At 76.1% G+C, this 18,311-nt stretch carries 15 protein-coding genes; 6 read left to right on the forward strand and 9 right to left on the reverse strand.

Annotated features, from left to right (window positions below; genetic code table 11):
* Positions 1 to 2 precede the first annotated feature (2 nt).
* Genes NFS20_RS08840 through imuA' form a run of 3 tightly spaced genes read right to left on the reverse strand, consistent with a single transcriptional unit; the run spans position 3 to position 6,780 of the window.
* On the reverse strand, positions 3 to 4,064 hold the full coding sequence (locus NFS20_RS08840; RefSeq protein ID WP_251151412.1) for a PHP domain-containing protein: 4,062 nt from the start codon (positions 4,062 to 4,064) through the stop codon (positions 3 to 5).
* Positions 4,064 to 5,806 carry a DNA polymerase Y family protein gene (locus tag NFS20_RS08845; RefSeq protein WP_353050437.1) on the reverse strand — a complete coding sequence of 581 codons (1,743 nt, stop codon included), beginning with the start codon at positions 5,804 to 5,806 and terminating at the stop codon, positions 4,064 to 4,066. The genes NFS20_RS08840 and NFS20_RS08845 overlap by 1 nt, the downstream gene beginning before the upstream one ends.
* Entirely contained in the window at positions 5,803 to 6,780 is a 978-nt protein-coding gene (gene imuA' / locus NFS20_RS08850) for a DnaE2-dependent mutagenesis accessory factor ImuA' (protein ID WP_251151413.1), read from the reverse strand. Before imuA' ends, NFS20_RS08845 begins: the two co-directional genes overlap by 4 nt.
* A gap of 277 nt (positions 6,781 to 7,057) precedes the next feature.
* Between imuA' and NFS20_RS08855 the strand changes: the two genes are divergently transcribed.
* Positions 7,058 to 7,618: a YbhB/YbcL family Raf kinase inhibitor-like protein gene (locus NFS20_RS08855; RefSeq protein ID WP_502800798.1), complete on the forward strand. Its 561-nt coding sequence runs from the start codon at positions 7,058 to 7,060 to the stop codon at positions 7,616 to 7,618.
* Between the two features lie 71 nt (positions 7,619 to 7,689).
* Positions 7,690 to 8,268: a YbaK/EbsC family protein gene (locus tag NFS20_RS08860; RefSeq protein WP_251151414.1), complete on the forward strand. Its 579-nt coding sequence runs from the start codon at positions 7,690 to 7,692 to the stop codon at positions 8,266 to 8,268.
* Positions 8,269 to 8,335: 67 nt separating this feature from the next.
* On the opposite strand, the gene NFS20_RS08865 is transcribed toward NFS20_RS08860, so the two are convergent.
* The 5 genes from NFS20_RS08865 to NFS20_RS08885 form a co-directional block, all read right to left on the reverse strand.
* A complete protein-coding gene (locus tag NFS20_RS08865) occupies positions 8,336 to 9,340 on the reverse strand; it encodes a siderophore-interacting protein (protein WP_353050438.1) in 1,005 nt (334 codons plus the stop codon).
* A gap of 80 nt (positions 9,341 to 9,420) precedes the next feature.
* Positions 9,421 to 11,586 carry an iron ABC transporter permease gene (locus NFS20_RS08870; RefSeq protein WP_251151415.1) on the reverse strand — a complete coding sequence of 722 codons (2,166 nt, stop codon included), beginning with the start codon at positions 11,584 to 11,586 and terminating at the stop codon, positions 9,421 to 9,423.
* Between the two features lie 37 nt (positions 11,587 to 11,623).
* The gene (locus tag NFS20_RS08875) at positions 11,624 to 12,625 is read right to left on the reverse strand and encodes an ABC transporter substrate-binding protein (protein WP_251151416.1); all 1,002 of its coding nucleotides are present in this window, start codon (positions 12,623 to 12,625) and stop codon (positions 11,624 to 11,626) included.
* Positions 12,626 to 12,687: 62 nt separating this feature from the next.
* Complete coding sequence (locus tag NFS20_RS08880) at positions 12,688 to 13,548, reverse strand: ABC transporter ATP-binding protein (protein WP_285821117.1); 861 nt, start codon at positions 13,546 to 13,548, stop codon at positions 12,688 to 12,690.
* A 59-nt stretch (positions 13,549 to 13,607) separates the two neighbouring features.
* Positions 13,608 to 14,468 (reverse strand): endonuclease/exonuclease/phosphatase family protein, encoded by an 861-nt coding sequence (locus NFS20_RS08885; RefSeq protein WP_251151417.1) that lies wholly within the window; start codon positions 14,466 to 14,468, stop codon positions 13,608 to 13,610.
* A 133-nt stretch (positions 14,469 to 14,601) separates the two neighbouring features.
* On the opposite strand from NFS20_RS08885, the gene NFS20_RS08890 reads away from it, so the two are divergent.
* The 4 genes from NFS20_RS08890 (at position 14,602) to NFS20_RS08905 (ending at position 17,405) form a co-directional block, all read left to right on the forward strand.
* Positions 14,602 to 15,231, forward strand: a complete 630-nt coding sequence (locus NFS20_RS08890) for a nucleotidyltransferase family protein (RefSeq protein WP_251151418.1) — start codon at positions 14,602 to 14,604, stop codon at positions 15,229 to 15,231.
* Between the two features lie 79 nt (positions 15,232 to 15,310).
* Entirely contained in the window at positions 15,311 to 15,760 is a 450-nt protein-coding gene (locus tag NFS20_RS08895) for an SRPBCC family protein (RefSeq protein ID WP_251151419.1), read from the forward strand.
* Between the two features lie 113 nt (positions 15,761 to 15,873).
* On the forward strand, positions 15,874 to 16,695 hold the full coding sequence (locus NFS20_RS08900; protein ID WP_251151420.1) for an alpha/beta fold hydrolase: 822 nt from the start codon (positions 15,874 to 15,876) through the stop codon (positions 16,693 to 16,695).
* Positions 16,692 to 17,405: an esterase/lipase family protein gene (locus NFS20_RS08905; protein ID WP_251151421.1), complete on the forward strand. Its 714-nt coding sequence runs from the start codon at positions 16,692 to 16,694 to the stop codon at positions 17,403 to 17,405. Before NFS20_RS08900 ends, NFS20_RS08905 begins: the two co-directional genes overlap by 4 nt.
* Before the next feature lie 15 nt (positions 17,406 to 17,420).
* On the opposite strand, the gene NFS20_RS08910 is transcribed toward NFS20_RS08905, so the two are convergent.
* On the reverse strand, positions 17,421 to 18,302 hold the full coding sequence (locus NFS20_RS08910; RefSeq protein ID WP_251151422.1) for a TrmH family RNA methyltransferase: 882 nt from the start codon (positions 18,300 to 18,302) through the stop codon (positions 17,421 to 17,423).
* Positions 18,303 to 18,311 lie beyond the last annotated feature (9 nt).

Here is an 18,311-nt window from a genome sequence, read left to right on the forward strand (position 1 = left end):
GCTCAGCGGAAGTCGCGGGACGTGGTCGCCACCTGGAGCGAGAGCGGGGCGAGGTGCTCCGCGACGAGGTTCGTCGCGCCGTCGGCCCGCTCGAGCCGGCCCCGCACGACCATCGCCGCAGAGGCCCGCGCGACCTTGCGGAACCGGCGCCAGAGCCCGGCCGAGCAGACGACGTTGAGGATGCCCGTCTCGTCCTCGAGGGACAGGAACGTCACTCCCCTCGCCGTGCCGGGGCGCTGGCGGTGGGTCACGACGCCTCCGACGGCGACGCGCGACCCCGGTCGCGGACGGGTACCGGGCGACTCCCCCGCCGCGCGTTCGGCCTCGTCGGCGTGCTCGATCTCCTCGGCCGCGCGCACCGCGCCCGCGACGGTGAGCACCCCGGCGGCGGTGAGACCGTCGCGCACGTACTGCGTCGGGTAGGAGTCGGTCGACACGCCGGTGGCCCACACGTCGGCGACGGCGGTCTCGACGTCGCTCATGCCGGGCAGCGGCGGCGCCTCGACGCCGACGCTCACGCCCGGCAGCGTGCCCGGCCCTTCCTGCGACAGGGCGCCCGCGGCCCACAGCGCCTCGCGCCGTGACGTCCCGAGCGACTCCGTCGCGCCCGCGGTCGCCAGCCCTTCGAGCTGGGCGGTCGTGAGGTCGACGCGCCGCACGAGGTCGCGCAGGTCGGCGAACGGGCGAGGCCCGTCGTCGACCCACGACGACGCCCGGCCGGCCGGGAGTGTCTCAGCACCCTCCCCGTCCCCGTCCCGGGCAGCGACGATCCGCTCGGCGGCCTGCTTGCCGAGCCCGCGCACGCTCGCGAGCCCGAGCCGCACCGCGAGCCCGAGGTCCGGCTCGGGCCCGAACGCCGGGTCGATCGTCACCTCGCTGCTCGCCGGGGCACGGTCCGCGCCACCCCCCGCCGCGGGCGCCGGGAGTCGCTCGACCGTCGCCTCGACGCCCGACGCGTTGACGTCCGGGCGCAGCACCGTCACGCCGTGCCGCCGCGCGTCGGCCACGAGCGACTGCGGCGAGTAGAACCCCATGGGCTGCGCCGCGAGCAGCCCCGCGTAGAACGCCGCGGGATGGTGCACCTTGAGCCACGAGCTCGCGTAGACGAGGAACGCGAACGAGTACGCGTGCGACTCCGGGAACCCGAAGTCGGCGAACGCCTTGAGCTTGTCGTAGATCTGCTCGCCCACGTCCGGCGGGACGCCGTTCCTCGCCATGCCCTCGAGGAGCCGGCCGTGCAGCGCCTCCATGCGCTCGACCGAGCGCTTCGACCCCATCGCCCGCCGCAGCTGGTCCGACTCCGCGGGCGAGAAGCCCGCGACGTCGATCGCCATCTGCATGAGCTGCTCCTGGAACAGCGGGACCCCGAGCGTCTTGCCGAGCGAGTTCTCCAGCAGCGGGTGGAGAAACGTCACCGGCTCCCGTCCCCGCGCGCGGTTGATGTACGGGTGCACGGAGCCGCCCTGGATCGGTCCCGGCCGGATGAGCGCGACCTCGATGACGATGTCGTAGAACCGCCGGGGACGCAGGCGCGGCAGCGTCGCCATCTGCGCGCGCGACTCCACCTGGAACACCCCCACGGTGTCCGCCGCGCACAGCAGGTCGTACACCGCCGGGTCGTCCTCCGGCAGCGTGTGCAGCTCCAGGTGCGACCCCTCGTGCTGCTCGACCAGGCCGAACCCGATGCGCAGCGCCGTGAGCATCCCGAGCCCCAGCAGGTCGAACTTCACGAGCCCCGCGTCGGCGCAGTCCTCCTTGTCCCACTGCAGGACCGTGCGCCCCTCCATGCGCGCCCACTCGACGGGGCACACCTCGATGACCGGACGGTCGCACATGACCATGCCGCCCGAGTGGATCCCGAGGTGCCGCGGCAGACGCAGCATCCGGTCCGCGAGGTCCAGCACCTCGTCGGGGATCTCGCCGTCCTCCGCGGCGGACGGCGGCCGCTGCTCGGGCACGACGTCGTGCGTGTCGTCCGCGCGCAGCGCGCCCTCGATCCTGTTCCTGTGGTCACCACGCTCCCGGTCGCCTCCGGCCGGGGGGTGGGGACCGCGCTCGGGCCTACCATCCGGACCCTCGTCCCTCGGGTCCTCCCGCCAGGCCCGACCACGGCCCTCGGCGGTCCCCACCCCCCGCCCTCTGCCGTGCCCGTCGCCCTGGTCCTCGGCGAGGGGGTCGACGACGCGCGGACGCACCGCCCGGCCCGTCAGGTCGGGCGACCAGTCACCCCGGTGCCCGGCGTGCGGCCGCTCGTCGCGCCCACCGGACGCGGCGTCGCGCGAGGCGCCGTCCCGGGAGGTGCCGGTGCGCGGGGAGGTGGGGGTGGCGCGCGCGGCCGTGGTCGGGTCTGGCGGGAGCGGGCCGAGGGACGAGGCCCGCGGATGGTAGGCCGCGCGCGCCACCCCCACCTCCCTCCCAGGTGACCCCGTCGGGCGAGCAGCCTCGGGCCCTGGCCCCCAGAGCGCGGCGACGCGCGCGTCCTTCTCGGCGGTCTTCGTCGCGATGTCCCGCTCCTTGGCGGCGCGGTCCGCCGCCGGCGACGACGGGTCCGGTCCGCGCAGGGAACCCCAGCGCTCGATGGACTTGCTCCAGGCGTCGGCCTGCCCGACGTCGTATCCGAGCGCGCGTGCGGCGTCGCGCACGGCGGACTTGGGACGGTAGGAGATGACGTTCGCGACCTGAGCGGCGTGCGTGCGTCCGAACTTCCCGTAGACGTGCTGGATGACCTCCTCGCGCCGCTCGGACTCGATGTCGACGTCGATGTCGGGCGGGCCGTCGCGCTCGGGCGCGAGGAAGCGCTCGAACAGCAGGCCGTGGCGCACGGCGTCGACGGCGGTGATGCCGAGCGCGTAGCAGACGGCGGAGTTCGCGGCCGACCCGCGCCCTTGCGCGAGGATGCCGTGGACCCGGCAGAACTCGACGAGGTCGTAGACGACGAGGAAGTACCCGGGGAACTCGAGGTCCTCGATGACCGTCAGCTCGTGGTCGATCTGCCGCCACGCGCCGGGCACGCGCTCGCTCTCGCCCGGTCGTGGACGGGGTCCGTACCGCTCCTCGGCCCCGCGGCGCACGAGCTCGCGCAGCCACGTGGCCTCGGTGTGCCCGTCGGGCACGGGGTAGGGCGGGAGCCGCGGCGCGACGAGGCTCAGGTCGAACGCGCACTCGTCGCCGAGCGCCGCGGCGGTCGCGACCGCCTCCGGGTACCGGCGGTGGCGCGTCAGCATCTCGGCCGCGGAGCGCAGGTGCGCGGTCGGGGCACCGGGCAGCCACCCGTCCATGTCGTCGAGCGACGACCGGGCGCGGACCGCCGCGAGCGCCCCCGCGAGGTCGGCGTCACGGGGCCGGGCGTAGTGCGCGGCGGTCGTCGCGACGAGCGGGAGCCGTGCGTCGGCGGCGAGGTCGGCGAGCGCGTCGTGCAGGTCGGCGGTGCGCGGGTCGTCGGACGCGGTGATCTCGACGGCGACGTTCCCGGCGCCGAAGACGGCGACGAGCCGGTCGAGCTCGCGGCGCGCGGCGGTGCGCCCCTCGGTGACGAGCGCCCGTCGGACGGCGCCCTTGCGGCACCCGGTGAGGACGAGCCACTGCCCGTCGGCCTCGTGCCCGAGCTCCTCGAGCCGGTAGTCGGCGGCGCCCTTGGTCCCGGTCGCGAGGTGCGCGGTGGCGATCGCGCGCGAGAGGTTCCGGTAGCCCTGGGGGCCGCGCGCGAGGGCGAGCAGGTGGGTGGAGCGCGGGTCGGGGACGCCGGTGGGCGGGTCGAGCACGGGTGCGCCCGACGGCGCGCGCCGTCCCCGCACGGCCCCGCGTCCGGCCGGGTCCGCCGCGCCAGGGCCGGCGGGGACCGGCAGGTGCAGCTCCGCACCGAAGACGGTGGGCAGCGACACCTTCGCGGCGGCCTGGGAGAACCGGACGACGCCGTAGAGACCGTCGTGGTCGGTGATCGCGAGCGCGGACAGCCCGAGGCGCGCGCCCTCGGCGGCGAGCTCCTCGGGGTGGGACGCGCCGTCGAGGAAGCTGAACGCGGAGTGGGCGTGCAGCTCGGCGTACCGGGGGGTGCGGGAGGCCATCAGTCGTACACCCCCTCGACGGTCCAGCGACCGCGCGTGCTCGCGAGGAGCAGCCCACGACCGTCGTCGAGCAGCACCTGGAGGTGGACACGCCGGCGCGGCGAGGGCGTCCACCACCGCTCGGCCACGGGCCAGGGCCCGGCCCAGTCCACGACGGCGCTCTCCTCGCCCGCGTTCTCCTCGCCCACCCCCTCCGGCGCCCGGCGGCCCGTCGCGGTCGCCTCGTCCGCGGGGCACCGCACGGTCGCCGGCTCGCCGCTCATCGCGAGGCGCGCGTCGATCACGACGGGACGCGCGGCGTCGTCGAGCACGACGACGTCCTGCGGCGCGGTGGGCACGACGGCGGGCGCCGGGCTGGGCAGCGCGCCGGGCCAGGGGCGGGCGGGGTCCCGCGGGAGCGCGACGTCCTCGCCGAACGGGGCGAGGTGGACGCGGTCGGTCGCGTCGCGGCCGCCCTGGACGCGCGCGCGCAGCACGGCGTCGCCGCCGAGCAGGCCCTGGACGCGGCCGAGCGCGCGGTGCGCGCGCTGGTCCTCGCCGCTCGACGCGCCCCACAGGCGCGGTTGCTCGGCGCCCGCGGGGACGACCTCCTCGGCGGTGAGGGCGAGACGGGCGAGGGGTGCGCCATCGGGCACGTCGGCGGTACCGCCGGACCTGCGCCCGGCGGCCCGCAGCGAGGACGCGGTGAGCCAGCCCTCGAGCTGCCAGCGCACCCGGTCCGTGATGCGGGCAGGGCTCAGCACGCCCGTGGGGCCGTCGAGGCGCCACGTGCGCTCGAGGTCGTCGCCCTCGGTGGTGCGCGCGGTGATGCGCAGCCTCCCCGCGACGAGGGACCGGGTGACGAGCTGGTCGTGCAGGTCCTCCGCGAGCCGGCGCGCGGCGAACGTCGCGACGTCGACGCGCTCGGCGGGCGGGTCGAGCTCGGCGGCGACGGCGACGTCCGGCTCGACGCGCCGCCGGGCGGGCGGGCGCAGGTCCTCGCCGCGCGCGAGGCGGTGCGCCCACGCGCCGGTCTCGCCGAAGCGTCCCTCGACGGTCGCGGCGGGCAGGGCGGCGAGCGCGCCGAGCGTGCGGACGCCGAGCCGGTCGAGGAGCTGGACGAGCTCGGCGACCGCGACCGCGACGTCGGGCCGGGTGGCGACGTGGACGAGGTCGGACGCGGGCCGCGCCGCGAGGAACGCCGCGGTCTCGCCCCGCGGCACCACCACGGAGGAGCGCGCGGCGAGCACCGCCGCGAGGATGCCGTCGGCGACACCCACCTGGGCCTCGTGGCCCGTGCGCTCGACGACGCGCGCCACGAGCGCCTCCGCGAGCGCGGCGTCGGAGCCGTGGTAGCGGCTCGCGCCCGCGGCGGGCAGGAGCAGCAGGCCGGGCCGGGTGATCTCGAGCCCGGCCACGACGGACTCCGCCGCGAGCGCCACGGGCTCGAACTCGCGGGCGTCGCGGGCGTCGTCGACGTCGAGCAGCTCGAGCTCGGGGCAGCACTCGCGGGCCCGACGGCGCCGCATCCCCCGGCGCACCCCGGCGGCCCGCGCGGTGGCCGAGACGGCGACGACGCGGCGGCCGTCGTGCGTCGCGGCGGGCACGTGCGAGGGGACCTCGCGGACGGCCATCGCGGCGAGCACGGGCCAGTCCGGGACCCACAGGGCGGCGGTGCGCGTCGACAGCCTGCCCACGTCGGTCACGGGCTGCCCTGCCTGCCCGGAGGCGGGGCGCGGTCCACGGGTCGGGCGGTCGGTCATCCCACGAGCCTCAGCCGGTGCGTCGTGCGCTGCGCCGGGGCGGGGAGCGTACCGTCGGCCACCCGCGGGTCCGCGTGGTGCCCTGCCGTCGTGCCGTCGCGCTCGACGAGGTACGCGGGCCAGTCCCGGCGGCCGAGCGGCAGCTCGACCTCGAGGCGGGCGGGCCGCGCCGCGCCCGCACGTCCCGCCCGCTCGACGCGCAGCGTGCGGCGGCGGAGCCAGCCCGCGCCGTGGTGGGCACCCGACCAGGCCCCGCCCGTCACGGTGAGCGCGACGTGCGCCCCCGGCCACGTCGTCGCGGCGAGCAGGACCGTGCCACGCTCCCTCGCGCGCGCCACGACGCGGCGCCTGTCGGCGTCGGTGAGGGCGGCCGCCGGGCCGACGACCACGACGTCCATCCCGTCGACGAGCGCCGCGAGGGCGACCGCGGCGTCCGGCCCCGGGCGGGGCACGAGCGCGAGCCGGCCGAGGTCGACACCGGCGTCCGCGGCGGCGAGCAGCCCGACGTCGGGCAGGCCGACCGCCGTCGTCCACGCCCCCGCCGCCGACGCGCCCGCGACGAGGGCGAGCAGCAGGCTCGTCGAGCCGCGCACGGCGAGCACCGTGCCGCGCCGGAGCGCCCCGGTGGGGAGCAGGGGGGCGAGCGCGTCGTGCACGGGCCACGACCGCTCGTCGGGCGCCGTCGTCGTCGTCCGCGACGGCCCGCGCGGCGCGACGGGCGCCGACTGCCCGCCGGGACGTGCGACAGGGCGGACGACGGGCGCCGGCTCAGGGCTCGCGACGGGAGCGAGGTCGGCGCGCGCGACCGGAGCGAGCGGCGTCACGAGCGGGTGGCGGCGATCGTGGTGGCGGACTCCGGCCCGCTCCTCCGCCCGGCGCAGGGCGGCACGGGCCAGGGCGGCGCGATCGGCCCGGTCGGTCGTGCCTGCGGCCTGCGCCGTCGGCTGCTCGCCCGGGTCGGCGAGAACGGTCATCTCGCCTCCAGGTCCTGCTCGTGCCGTGCGCCCGCCGCGATGAGGGATGGGCGCTTTCGAACAGACGTTCGAACACCTCCAGTGTTCGACCGCCCTGGCGACCGTGTCAACTCCGCACGGGCAGGTCGTCGGCTTCGTCCGAATGCTCCTGCGAAACCCTCGACCATCGGTCGAACGTCGCCCCGGCTGTCGGTGAACCCTCGACCTCTCCCTGAGCCTTACCCCGCACCGGGTGCCGCGAGATGCCTGCGGGCGCCCGGTTCGGCACGATGTGGCCATGACCACTGTGGACCTCGACTCGCGCCCCACCGCACCCGACCCCTACGACCGCCTGCCCGCGGTCCCGTCCTTCGCGCTCACGAGCACGGACCTCACCGAGGGCGAGCCCATGCCGGCCGTGCACGTCGCCGCGGACGGCGACCGCTCCCCTGCCCTCGCGTGGTCCGGCGCCCCGGAGGGCACCCGCTCGTTCGTCGTGTCGTGCTTCGACCCGGACGCCCCGACCCCCGCCGGCTTCTGGCACTGGACCGTCGCCGACCTCCCCACCACCGTGACGTCCCTCGAGACCGGTGCCGGGGCCCCGGACGGCGCCGGGCTGCCCGGCGGCGCGTTCCAGGTCCGCAACGACGGCGGAGAGCCCGGCTACACGGGCGCCGCGCCGCCCGCGGGCGATCGCCCGCACCGCTACGTGTTCGCCGTGCACGCGCTCGACGTCGACTCGCTCGCCGACACCGCGGGCCTCGGCCCCGACGCCACGCCGACCGCGGTAGCGTTCAACGCGCTGTTCCACACGCTCGGGCGCGCGACCCTCACCGTGACGTACCAGGCGCAGGGCTGACCGCCCGGTCCTGGTCGGGACCGGTCGGCGGGCACGCTCGACGTACCGTCGCCGAACCACCGGAAGGACCCATGGACGCACCGGCCCTGCCCACGCTCGGCTCCCTGCTCTGGGAACCCGCGCTCGACCACCTCGACCTCGTCGCCCCCGTGACGGCGGACGCGCTGCGCCGCTGGGCCGACGTCGACCCCGACGTCGCCGCCCTGGTGGCCGTCACCGAGATCGACCCCGACCTCGCGGACACCGCGACCCTCAACGAGACGTTCGCGCTGCCCGTCGAGGCGTCGGCGAACTGCGTCGTCGTGGGCGGCTCGCGCGCGGGCGACGAGCGGGTCGCCGCCGCCGTGGTGCGCGCGCACACGCGCGCCGACGTCAACACGCGCATCCGCAAGCTCCTCGACGTGCGCAAGGCGTCGTTCCTGCCGACCGACCGCGCGACGGCCGGGTCCGGCATGGAGTACGGCGGGATCACGCCTGTCGGGCTGCCCGAGGGATGGCGCGTCCTCGTCGACGCGCGCGTCGTGACCGACGGCGAGCTCGCGCTGATCGGCAGCGGCGTCCGGCGCTCGAAGCTGCTCCTGCCGGGCGCGCTGCTGGGACGCCTGCCCGGCGTCGAGGTGGTCGACGACCTCGCCGTCCCGGTCGGCTGACACCTCCGCACCGACGCCGAGGGCCCCGCCGGACGATCCGGCGGGGCCCTCGCACGTCAGGACGTCGTCAGCTCTCGGCGCGGCCCTCGCGCCAGTAGCCCATGAACGCGACGGCGCGGCGGTCGACGCCGAGCTCGGCGACGAGGTGACGGCGCAGCGTCTTGATGGCGCTCGCCTCGCCCGCGAGCCACGCGTAGAGGACGGTCTCGTCCTCGAGCAGGGCCGGGACCTCCCACAGGATGGACGCGTCGACGTCGACGTCCTCGAGCGAGTCGGCGGTGACGCACTGCGACGGTGGGTCGGTGCCCAGCACCCCCGCGCCGAGGATCCGCTCGGCGGCCTCCTTGACGGCGGGCACGAGCAGCGCGCCGTGCTCCGCACCCTCGGCGTGGCCGTCGACCTCGTCGCGCGCGAGGAACGTCACCCGCACGCCGGCCGGGGCGACGAGCTCGCGCGCGTCGTCGGCGTGCGGCACCTCGACGAAGACCTCGCCCCACGCGTCACCGGGAAGGTCCTCGCAGATCGCGGCGATCGCGGGCAGCGCGGTCTCGTCGCCCGCGAGCAGGAGCGCGTGGGCGCGCGCCGGCGGGTGGAACTCGATGCCGCCCGTGGGGCCGTCGGAACGCGCGTCCGGCCCGAGCAGGACGAGCGGCGTGCCGACCTCGGCCCCGAGCGCCCAGCGCGACGCGGGACCGGCGTCCCCGTGGAGCACGACGTCGACGTCGACCTCCTGCACCTCGGGACGCACGGCGACGGTCGTGTAGGTGCGGAACGGGTTCCGACGCTCCTCGGGCTGGGCGCGCCAGGCCGCGTACCAGTCGTCGGAGCGCACGAGGTGCTCGTAGCCGCCGTCCGCGAGGGGCAGGACGAACTTGATGCGGACGTCGCGGCCCGGGTCGGCGAAGTGCTCGAGCTCCGGTCCGGTGAACGTGAAGCGGCGGAAGCTCGGCGTGAGCTGCTCGATCCGCGCGACCTCGACGTCGAAGAACTGCCACGGGTTCGCGCGCCGCGCTGCGGCGCGGGCGGCGGTCCGACGGGTGGCGGTCCGGGGCATCTCGACGGTCTGACTCACACAGGTGAGGCTAACCTACGCGACACCACCGTGGTCAACCCGTCCACGTCCGGAACGGCCAGGACCGGCGGTGATCCGCGTCACGCGCTCCGGCCGCGGCTGCGCCACAGGAGGTAGACGAAGTACGGCGCGCCGAGGAGCGCGGTCCCGAGACCGGCGGGGATCTGGTCGGGTGCGATGACGAACCGGCCGAGGGTGTCCGCGACCGACACGAGCAGCGCACCCAGCAGCATCGCGACGGGCACCACGCGGGAGTGCCGCGACCCGACGAGCGCCCGGGCCGCGTGCGGGGCGACGAGCCCCACGAACGCCATCACACCCACCGCGCACACCGCGGCCGCGGTGAGGAACGCCGCCGCGCCGAGCAGCAGCAGGCGCGTGCGGTCGAGGGAGATGCCGAGCACGCGCGGGGTGTCCTCGTCGAGCGCGAGGACGTCGAGGTCACGACGGTGCACGGCCGCCAGCGGCGTGACCACGAGGAGCGCGAGCGCCACGGGGATCACCTGGCTCAGCGTGCGACCGTACGTCGAGCCGGACAGCCACGTGAGGGCGAGGTTCACGTCCCAGGGCGCGACGACCACGATGATCAGGGTGATGAGCGCCATGACGCCGGCCTGCGCCCCGATGCCGATGAGCACGAGCCGGTCCGAGCTGAGACCGCCGCGGTACGACAGCCCGTAGACGAGGCCGAAGACCGCGAAGGCCCCCACCGCCGCCGCGGCGGACATCGGCCAGATCCCGACGCCGGGGACGAGCAGGATCATCGTCACGGCGCCGAGGCCCGCGCCCGACGTCACGCCGAGCAGGCCCGGCTCGGCGAGCGGGTTGCGGCACACGGCCTGGACGATCGTGCCGGCGAGCGCGAGCGCGGCACCGGCGAGCAGGGCCGCGAGCACGCGCGGGAGGCGCTGGTCGAGGACGAAGTCGATCTGCCTGCCGGCCACGCCGTCCCACCAGTTCGCGACGTCGCCGAGGAGCACGACCCGGTCGCCGAGCAGGAGGCCGGCGACGGTCGCCGCGACGACGAGCAGGCCGAGCAGACCGACGACGACGAAGACGGTCGTGCGCGTGCGCGGGCGACCGAGCGCGCCGTGGGTCGACTGCGCGCCCGGTCCGGCGTCACGCAGCCGGCGCGCGAGCCAGATGAGCAGCCCGGCGCCGAGGACCGTCGTGACGACGCCCGTGGGGACCGCGATGGACGTCGTGCCGGGCAGGAGCACGCGGAGCAGCACGTCGGCGCCCAGGATGACGACGACGCCGACGACCGCCGCGAAGGGCAGGAGCAGGGCGTGCCGCCCGAGACCCGGGACGCGCCGTGCGACGAGCCGCGCGATGACGGGCGCCGCGAGGCCGACGAACCCGACCGGTCCGGCGACGGTCACCGCGATCGCGGCGAGCAGCACCGCGACGAGGACCGCCACGACGCGCGTGCGCCGCACGTCGACGCCCAGCACCGTCGCGGCGTCGTCGCCGAGCCCGAGCAGGTCCAGCCGGCGTGCGAGCAGGAGGGCGCCGAGCACGCCCACGACGACGACCGGCGTCGCGAGGGTCACCGTGCGCGTGCCGGACTGGACGATCGAGCCGCTCCCCCACGCGAACAGCCCGAGGGTCTCCTGCTCGAAGAGCACGAGGAGGACCGTCGTCAGGGCGTGCAGGGCGAGCATGATCGCCGACCCGGCGAGGACGAGGCGCGTCGGCCCGTCGGCCCCGCCGCGGGACAGGACGAGGACGAGGCACGCCGCGGCGAGCCCGCCGAGGAACGCGAGACCGCCCTGGAGGTAGAACGGCACGCTCAGGCCGAACGCCGCGACGGCGACCACCGTGAGGTAGGCGCCGGCGTTGACGGCGAGCGTGTCCGGGGACGCGAGCGGGTTGCGCGCGACCGACTGCAGCACCGCGCCCGCGACGCCGAGCGCGACCCCGAGGAGCAGCCCCGCGAGCAGCCGCGGCACGCGCGACGCGACGAGCACGGCGACCGTCTGGTCCGCGCCGTCGCCGGTGAGGAGGCGCAGCAGGTCGAGCGGGCCGACCGCCGCGGTGCCCTGCGAGAGGTGCACCGCGGCGAGGACGGCCGCGAGCAGGAGGGCGAGGCCGAAGGCGGTGACGATCCCGAGCCGGGACGACCGCACGGGGCGCACGGCCGGGACCGGCGTGCCCGGCCCCGGCTCCTCGGTCACGACGGCCGGAGCCGGCTCCTCCAGCAGGAGGGCGTCCGGCTCCGCCGTCGTGCGGTCACGCGTCGTCATCGCGGTGCGTCGTGCCTCTCGTCGCCCAGAGGGGTGGTCAGGCCGTCACGGCGGCGACGAGGGCGTCGACGTAGGCCGCGCCGGAGAGCGGGCCGCCGAACATCCAGATGCCGTCCGGGAGGCGGTGCACGTCGCCGGCGGTGACGAACGGGAGCTGCTCCCACACCGCGTTGCCTGCGAGGCCGTCGACGAACGGGTCGCCGCCGTCGGCGTCGTTCGCGGAGTAGACGAACTGCACGTCACCGAGCTGCGTGAGGCCCTCGACGTCGGTCTGCGCGAGCCCGTAGTCCGGGTCGCCGCCCTCGGTCCACGCGTTGACCAGGCCGACCTCCTCGCCGAGCGCGCCGAAGTACGACCCGGGCGTGTACATGCGGATCGCCACCGTGTCGTTGGTGATCCAGCCGTCCGCCATGGCGAACTCGCCGCCCGCGAGCCCGGCCTCCTCGATCGCCGTCGTGCCGGCCTCGACCGTCGCGTCGAACTCCTCGAGCACCGTCGCCGCCTCGTCCTCGGTGCCCGTGACCTGCGCGAGCGTCTCGACCGTGGAGCGCATGTAGCCGAGGGGGTCCTCGCCGTCGGAGCCGCGCAGCGCCAGGACCGGCGCGATCTCCTCGATCTGGGCGATGACGTTCTCGGGGACGTCGGTCGTCGTGACCACGAGGTCGGGCTCGAGCGCGGAGATGGCGTCGAGGCTCGGCTCGCCGCGCGTGCCGACGTCGGGCGTGCCCTCGTCGATCGGTGCGACGGTGTTCCACGTGTTGTAGCCCTCGACGTCGGCCTGGCCCGCCGGGTCGACGCCCAGCGCGACGAGGTTCTCGGTGAGGCCCCACTCGAGCGAGACGACGTCCGCGGCCGGGGCGTCGAGCGTGTGCTCGCCGCGCTCGTCGGTGTAGGTGACGGGGCCGGCCGAGTCGCCGGCCGCGGCGTCCTCGGTCGCGTCCGTGGCCGGGTCCTCGGTCGTGCCGCACGCGGCGAGCGCGAACGTCGTGGCGAGCGCGAGGGCGCCCACGGCGAGCGAGCGGGATCGGGAGGAGCGCATGGGTGTCCTTCGGTTCGGTGGGGTGCCCGCGGCGCGGGCGGAGGTGCGGAAGGGTGGAGCGGTCAGACGTGCAGGGCGGCGCCGGCGCGCGACGCGTGGCGCCCGAGCGGCTCGCAGCAGGTGCGTCCTGTGAGCGGGTGCGTGTAGACGTCCACGTGGATGCCGTACACCTCGGTGAGCAGCTCCGACGTGAGCACGTCCTCGGCGCTGCCCGACGCGCGCACCACGCCCATCTGCAGGAGCACGACGTGGTCCGCGACGGACGCCGCCTGGTTGAGGTCGTGCAGCACGACCCCGACGGCGACGCCGTGCTCGGTCGCGAGGTCGCGGACGAGGTCGAGCAGCTCCACCTGGTACCGCAGGTCGAGGTAGGTGGTGGGCTCGTCGAGCAGGAGCACGCCCGTGTCCTGCGCGAGGCACGTGGCGAGCCACACGCGCTGCAGCTCCCCGCCCGAGAGCTCGTCCACGCCGCGCTCGGCCATCGGCGTGATGCCCGTGACCTCCATCGCGTGGGCGACGGCGCGCGGCCCGTCGGCGTCGTTCGAGCGGAAGCGTCCCCGGTACGGGTGGCGCCCGTACGCGACGACGTCGCGCACGTTCACCCCGCTCGGGGTGGGCCGGCTCTGCGACAGCAGGGTGACGCGGCGCGCGAAGTCCCGGGGGTGCAGCGCGAGCGCGTCGGCGGCGTCGTCGAGCGTGACCGTCCCGGCGTCGGGGCGGTGCAGGCGCGCGAGCGAGCGCAGGAGCGTGGACTTGCCGGACCCGTTGGGGCCGATGAGTGCCGTGACCTCGCCGGGGACGAGGTCGAGGCCGGCGCCGTGCACCACGGTGCGGGCGTCGTACGACAGGTGCAGGTCGTGCCCGGACAGGGCCGCGGCACCGAGCCGGCGGGACGTGTCGGGCACGACTGAGGTTCCACTCACATAGGTGAGGCTAATCTATGCACGGCGTGCTGATCCAGGGGCTGCGGGTGCGACGGACGTCACGCCCGTCGGGTACCGGGCTCGTGCTGGTGGGCCGACGGCGCGCGGTCCTCGTCCGCGGCGTGGGCCCGCGTGGGTGACGCGACGTGCTCACCGCCGAGCGCGACGGGCACGACGAGGGCGCGGTGGTCGGACAGCCCCGTGTCGACCGCGAGCGCCGGCGCTGTGGCGCGGACCGCCCCGTGCGCGAGCACGTGGTCGAGCTGGCGTGCCGGTGCCCCGACGGGGAACGTCGCGGCGCTCGCCAGCGGCTGCCACCCGCTCGTGCGGGCCGCCTGCGGCGCGTCGATGTTGAGGTCGCCCATGAGCACGACGGGCTCTACGGCGTCCTCGGCGAGCGAGCGCGTGAGCCGGACGAGCTGGGTGAGGTTGCGCCCGGGCACGAAGGTCAGGTGCGCGCACACGACGGTGAGCGGCCCTGCGGGGGCGTCGAGGCTCGCCACGAGCGCGGCACGTGGCTCGTCGCGCACGAGCGTGGGCACGCGGCTGCCGGGGAAGCGCACGGGCACCCGTGTGCGCGGCGGCGGCATGACGACGGTCCGCCAGGCCCGGACGGGGAACCTGCTCACGACGGCGATCCCGTACGCCGCCTGGCCGGGCTGCTGCTCGCCCGTGGGCGCGGACCACACGCCCGGCTCGCCGACGAGCGTCGCGACGAACCGGTGGTCGACCGCCCCCGCGGCCTCGGCCGCGACGGCCGTGAGGTCGGCGCCGTGGGACCGGGGCTGGTCGCGGTCGACCTCCTGGAGCGCGAGGACGTCGGCGTCGAGCGCGCGGACGGCGCCCGCGAAGCGGTCGAGGTCGACCCTGTCGTCGACCGTCGACCGCCCGTGGAGGATGTTGAACGTCGCGAGGCGCATCGTCTCGATTCTGGGCGCGCCGGCGTCACGCCGCACCCCGCACGGTCCGTCCGGCGCGGCACGCGTGCGCTCGACCGGCGTGCGACGGGCGCGCGACGTGCCGGTGGACGGCGCGTGGTGTAGACCCTGGGGCATGGTGGACGACAGAGAGGCCCTGCACGACGGCCTGCGCATGACCGCGGCGGCGCTCGCCGAGGCCGGGATCCCGCACGCGCTCGTCGGCGGGTACGCCGCGTGGGCGCGCGGCGCACCCGAGCCGAGCCACGACGCCGACTTCGCGATCCGCGAGGTCGACGTGGACCGGGCGCGCGAGGTGCTGGCCGAGGCGGGCCTCGAGATCACGGAGCCGACGGAGAACTGGCTGTTCAAGGCGTACCACCACGGCGAGCTCGTCGACGTGCTCTACCGCATGGTCGGCGAGCCGATCGACGACGACCTCCTCGCCCGGACCGACGAGCTCGAGGTCCTCGCGGTCCGCATGCCCGTGCTGTCGGCGACGGAGATCATGGCGTCGAAGCTGCGCGTGATCGGCGAGCACTTCTGCGACTTCTCGCGCCTGCTCCCCGTCGCCCGTGCGATGCGCGAGCAGATCGCCTGGCCCGAGGTGCGCGAGCGGGTCGACGACAACCCCTACGCCCGCGCGTTCCTGTTCCTCCTCGACGAGCTGGGCGTCGTCGACAAGGCGGAGATGCGCGACCCCGCCGCGGAGCGCGGCGCGGCGTCCGGCCCTGCCTCGGGAGACCCGTCGAGCCACGTGGAGTGACGGCGGCGCTCGGCGCGCGAGCGGGCGCGATCGTGCTCAGGGTGGAGGGGTACCGCCCCCGACACCAGGAGGTATCTCGATGAGCACGGTCACCCAGTCCGTCGACGTCAGCGTCCCCGTCCGCACCGCCTACGACCAGTGGACGCAGTTCGAGGAGTTCCCCCGCTTCATGGAGGGCGTGGAGGAGATCCGGCAGCTCGACGCGACGCACACGCACTGGAGGACGAAGATCGGCGGCGTGGAGCGCGAGTTCGACGCCGAGATCACGGAGCAGCACCCCGACGAGCGCGTCGCGTGGAACAGCACGTCCGGCCCGGACCACGCGGGCGTCGTGACGTTCCACCGCCTGAGCGACACCGAGACGCGCGTGACGGTCCAGCTCGACTGGTCGCCCGAGGGCGTCGTGGAGAAGGCCGGCGACCTGCTGCAGCTCGACGAGCGCCGCGTCAAGGGCGACCTCGCGCGGTTCAAGGAGTTCATCGAGTCGCGCGGCGTCGAGACGGGCGCCTGGCGCGGCGACGTCAGCTGACGGTTGAAAGAACCACGACGGAGCGGGTCCGGGGCCTCCTCGGGCCCGCTCCGTCGCGCCGGCGGCCTCCGGCGGCCGTGCGCACCGGCTCCGCGTGTCCCATGCTGAGGCCCATGCCCGCTCGCACGTCGTCCTGTATCCCGGTGGAGGACGAGACCGACGTGCGGTTCACCGTCGGCGACCTCACGGCCGTCGCGCACGTCAGCGGTGCCGTCTCCCCAGCGCTCGTCGTCGTCCTCGTGCACGGACTGGGTTCCTCCGCCCGCGCCTTCCGTCCGGTCGTCGACGAGCTCGCACGCCGCGACGACCTCCGCGCGGCCGTCCATGCCATCGACCTCCCCGGGTACGGCGCCTCGCCGCGCACAGGACGCGACGTCCCGCTCGAGGAGCACGCGGCGCTCGTCGCCACGTACGTCCGCGACCACGTCCTGGCTGCGTCGCCCGACGGCGTCTCTCCGCCCCCGGTCGTGCTCGTGGGCCACTCGATGGGTGGCCAGGTCGTCGGCCAGGCGATGGTCGACCACCCCCGCGAGGCCCCCGCCGGGGTGCTCGTCGGACCGACCGCGGACCGCCACGCCCGCACCGCGCCGCACCACGCCCTGCGCCTCCTGCGCGACGCGTTCGGCGAGCGGCCCCGAGCGCTCGGGACGCTCGCCGTCGACTACGTGCTGCGCTGCACCCTGGCGTACTACGCGCGCCAGACGCGACGCATGCTCGCCCACCACCTCGAGGAGGTCGTGCCGCGCGTGCCGGGACGCGTCGTCGTGCTGCGCGGCAGGGCCGACCCGGTCGCGCCGCACCGCTGGGCCCGCGAGCTCGCGGACGCCGCGCCGCACGGCGAGCTGCGCGAAGTGGTCGGACGTCACCACGCGATGGACTCCGACCCGGGCGCGATCGTCGACGCGGTCGTCCACGCGGCGAAGGAGGTGCCGTGAGCGCGAGCATCTCCACCCGCGCCCGGCATCTGGCCGACTGGGCCGCGGACTACGTCTACGCGGGCACCCGACAGGTCGAGCACGGCCTGCGCGCCCGACGAGCGGTGCCCTCCGGCGCGGGCGACCGCGCCCCGGTCCTGCTCCTGCCCGGCGTGTACGAGACGTGGCAGTTCCTGCTGCCCGTGGCCCGGCCGCTCGCGGCGGCGGGCCACCCGGTGCACGTCGTGCCGGACCTGCGGTACAACCGCGCGCCCGTCGCGGCGGGCGCCGGGCTCGCCGCGGCGTACCTCGAGGAGGCCGACCTGCGCGGCGCCGTCCTCGTCGCGCACAGCAAGGGCGGTCTGATCGGCAAGCGCGTCATGCTCTCCCCCGCCGGCGGTCGTGTCGCCGGGATGGTCGCGGTCGCGACGCCGTTCCGCGGCTCGCGGTGGGCCCGCTACCTCGTGGGCCGTACGCTGCGCGCCTTCTCCCCCACCGACACCGAGCTCCTCGCGCTCGTGGCGGAGCGGGCCGTCGACGCGCGCATCACCGCCGTCTACCCGCGGTTCGACCCGCACATCCCCGAGACCGGCGCGCTGCCCGGCGCGACGAACATCGAGCTGCCGCTGTCCGGCCACTTCAGGCCGCTCGGCGACCCGCGCCTCGTCGAGGTCGTCGTGCGCGAGGTCGAGCGCCTCGCGGCAGCCGTCGCGCCGCGCCCCGAGCCGTAGTCGGGGCGAGACGGCTCAGGCGACGCGCGTCGCCCAGAACGCCACCGCCGACGCCGCGGCGACGTTGAGCGAGTCCACTCCCCCGGCCATCGGGATCGTCACGACCCGGTCGGCCGCCTCGACCGCGCCGCGCGACAGCCCGTCGCCCTCGGTCCCGAGGACGAGCGCGAGGCGCTCCGGCGCGTCGGCGACGAGGTCGTCCAGGGTCACCGCGTCGTCGGACAGCGCGAGCGCCGCGACCGTGAAGCCGTCCTCCTGCAGCGCCGCGAGCCCGCCGGGCCAGCTCTCGAACCGCGTCCACGGCACCTGGAACACCGTGCCCATGCTCACGCGCACCGACCGGCGGTACAGCGGGTCGGCGCACCGCGGCGAGACGAGCACGGCGTCCACGCCGAGAGCGGCCGCAGAACGGAAGATCGCGCCCACGTTCGTGTGGTCCACGACGTCCTCGATCACGGCCACGCGTCGGGCGCCCGCCCCGCCACGGGCGCCCGTCACGAGCGCGTGCACGCTGGGCAGCGGCGGGCGGTGCATGGCCGCGAGCGCCCCGCGGTGCAGGTGGAACCCGGTGATCGCCTCGAGCACGTCGGGCTCGCCGACGAACACCGGCACGGGCTCGCCCGTGCCGCCCGGCGCGTCGTCGACGGGGAACCTCGCGGCGAGCCCGGCGATGTCCTCGGCCAGGTCCGCGAGCCAGCGCTCCGCCATGAGGAACGACCGGGGCCGGTGCCCCGCGGCGAGCGCGCGCCGGATGACGGTCGAGCTCTCCGCGATGTAGAGCCCCTTCTCCGGCTCGTGCTTCGCGCGCAGCGCCACGTCGGTCAGGCTCGTGTAGTCGGCGAGCCGCTCGTCGGCGGGGTCGGTGACGCGGACGACGTGCAGGCTCTCGGGGATCACGCCGTCGAT

Origin of the sequence: Cellulosimicrobium sp. Marseille-Q4280 (assembly GCF_943181405.1) — a bacterium.
Taxonomy (GTDB): Bacteria; Actinomycetota; Actinomycetes; order Actinomycetales; family Cellulomonadaceae; genus Cellulosimicrobium.

Excerpts from the sequence above, each read along its gene's own strand:
- NFS20_RS08890 (WP_251151418.1), top strand. The coding sequence starts at position 14,602 with ATGGTGGACGACAGAGAGGCCCTGCACGACGGCCTGCGCATGACCGCG.
- NFS20_RS08860 (WP_251151414.1), top strand. The coding sequence starts at position 7,690 with ATGGACGCACCGGCCCTGCCCACGCTCGGCTCCCTGCTCTGGGAACCC.
- NFS20_RS08875 (WP_251151416.1), bottom strand. The coding sequence starts at position 12,625 with ATGCGCTCCTCCCGATCCCGCTCGCTCGCCGTGGGCGCCCTCGCGCTC.
- NFS20_RS08870 (WP_251151415.1), bottom strand. The coding sequence starts at position 11,586 with ATGACGACGCGTGACCGCACGACGGCGGAGCCGGACGCCCTCCTGCTG.
- NFS20_RS08900 (WP_251151420.1), top strand. The coding sequence starts at position 15,874 with ATGCCCGCTCGCACGTCGTCCTGTATCCCGGTGGAGGACGAGACCGAC.
- NFS20_RS08845 (WP_353050437.1), bottom strand. The coding sequence starts at position 5,806 with ATGACCGACCGCCCGACCCGTGGACCGCGCCCCGCCTCCGGGCAGGCA.
- NFS20_RS08855 (WP_502800798.1), top strand. The coding sequence starts at position 7,058 with ATGACCACTGTGGACCTCGACTCGCGCCCCACCGCACCCGACCCCTAC.
- NFS20_RS08885 (WP_251151417.1), bottom strand. The coding sequence starts at position 14,468 with ATGCGCCTCGCGACGTTCAACATCCTCCACGGGCGGTCGACGGTCGAC.
- NFS20_RS08840 (WP_251151412.1), bottom strand. The coding sequence starts at position 4,064 with ATGGCCTCCCGCACCCCCCGGTACGCCGAGCTGCACGCCCACTCCGCG.
- NFS20_RS08895 (WP_251151419.1), top strand. The coding sequence starts at position 15,311 with ATGAGCACGGTCACCCAGTCCGTCGACGTCAGCGTCCCCGTCCGCACC.
- imuA' (WP_251151413.1), bottom strand. The coding sequence starts at position 6,780 with ATGACCGTTCTCGCCGACCCGGGCGAGCAGCCGACGGCGCAGGCCGCA.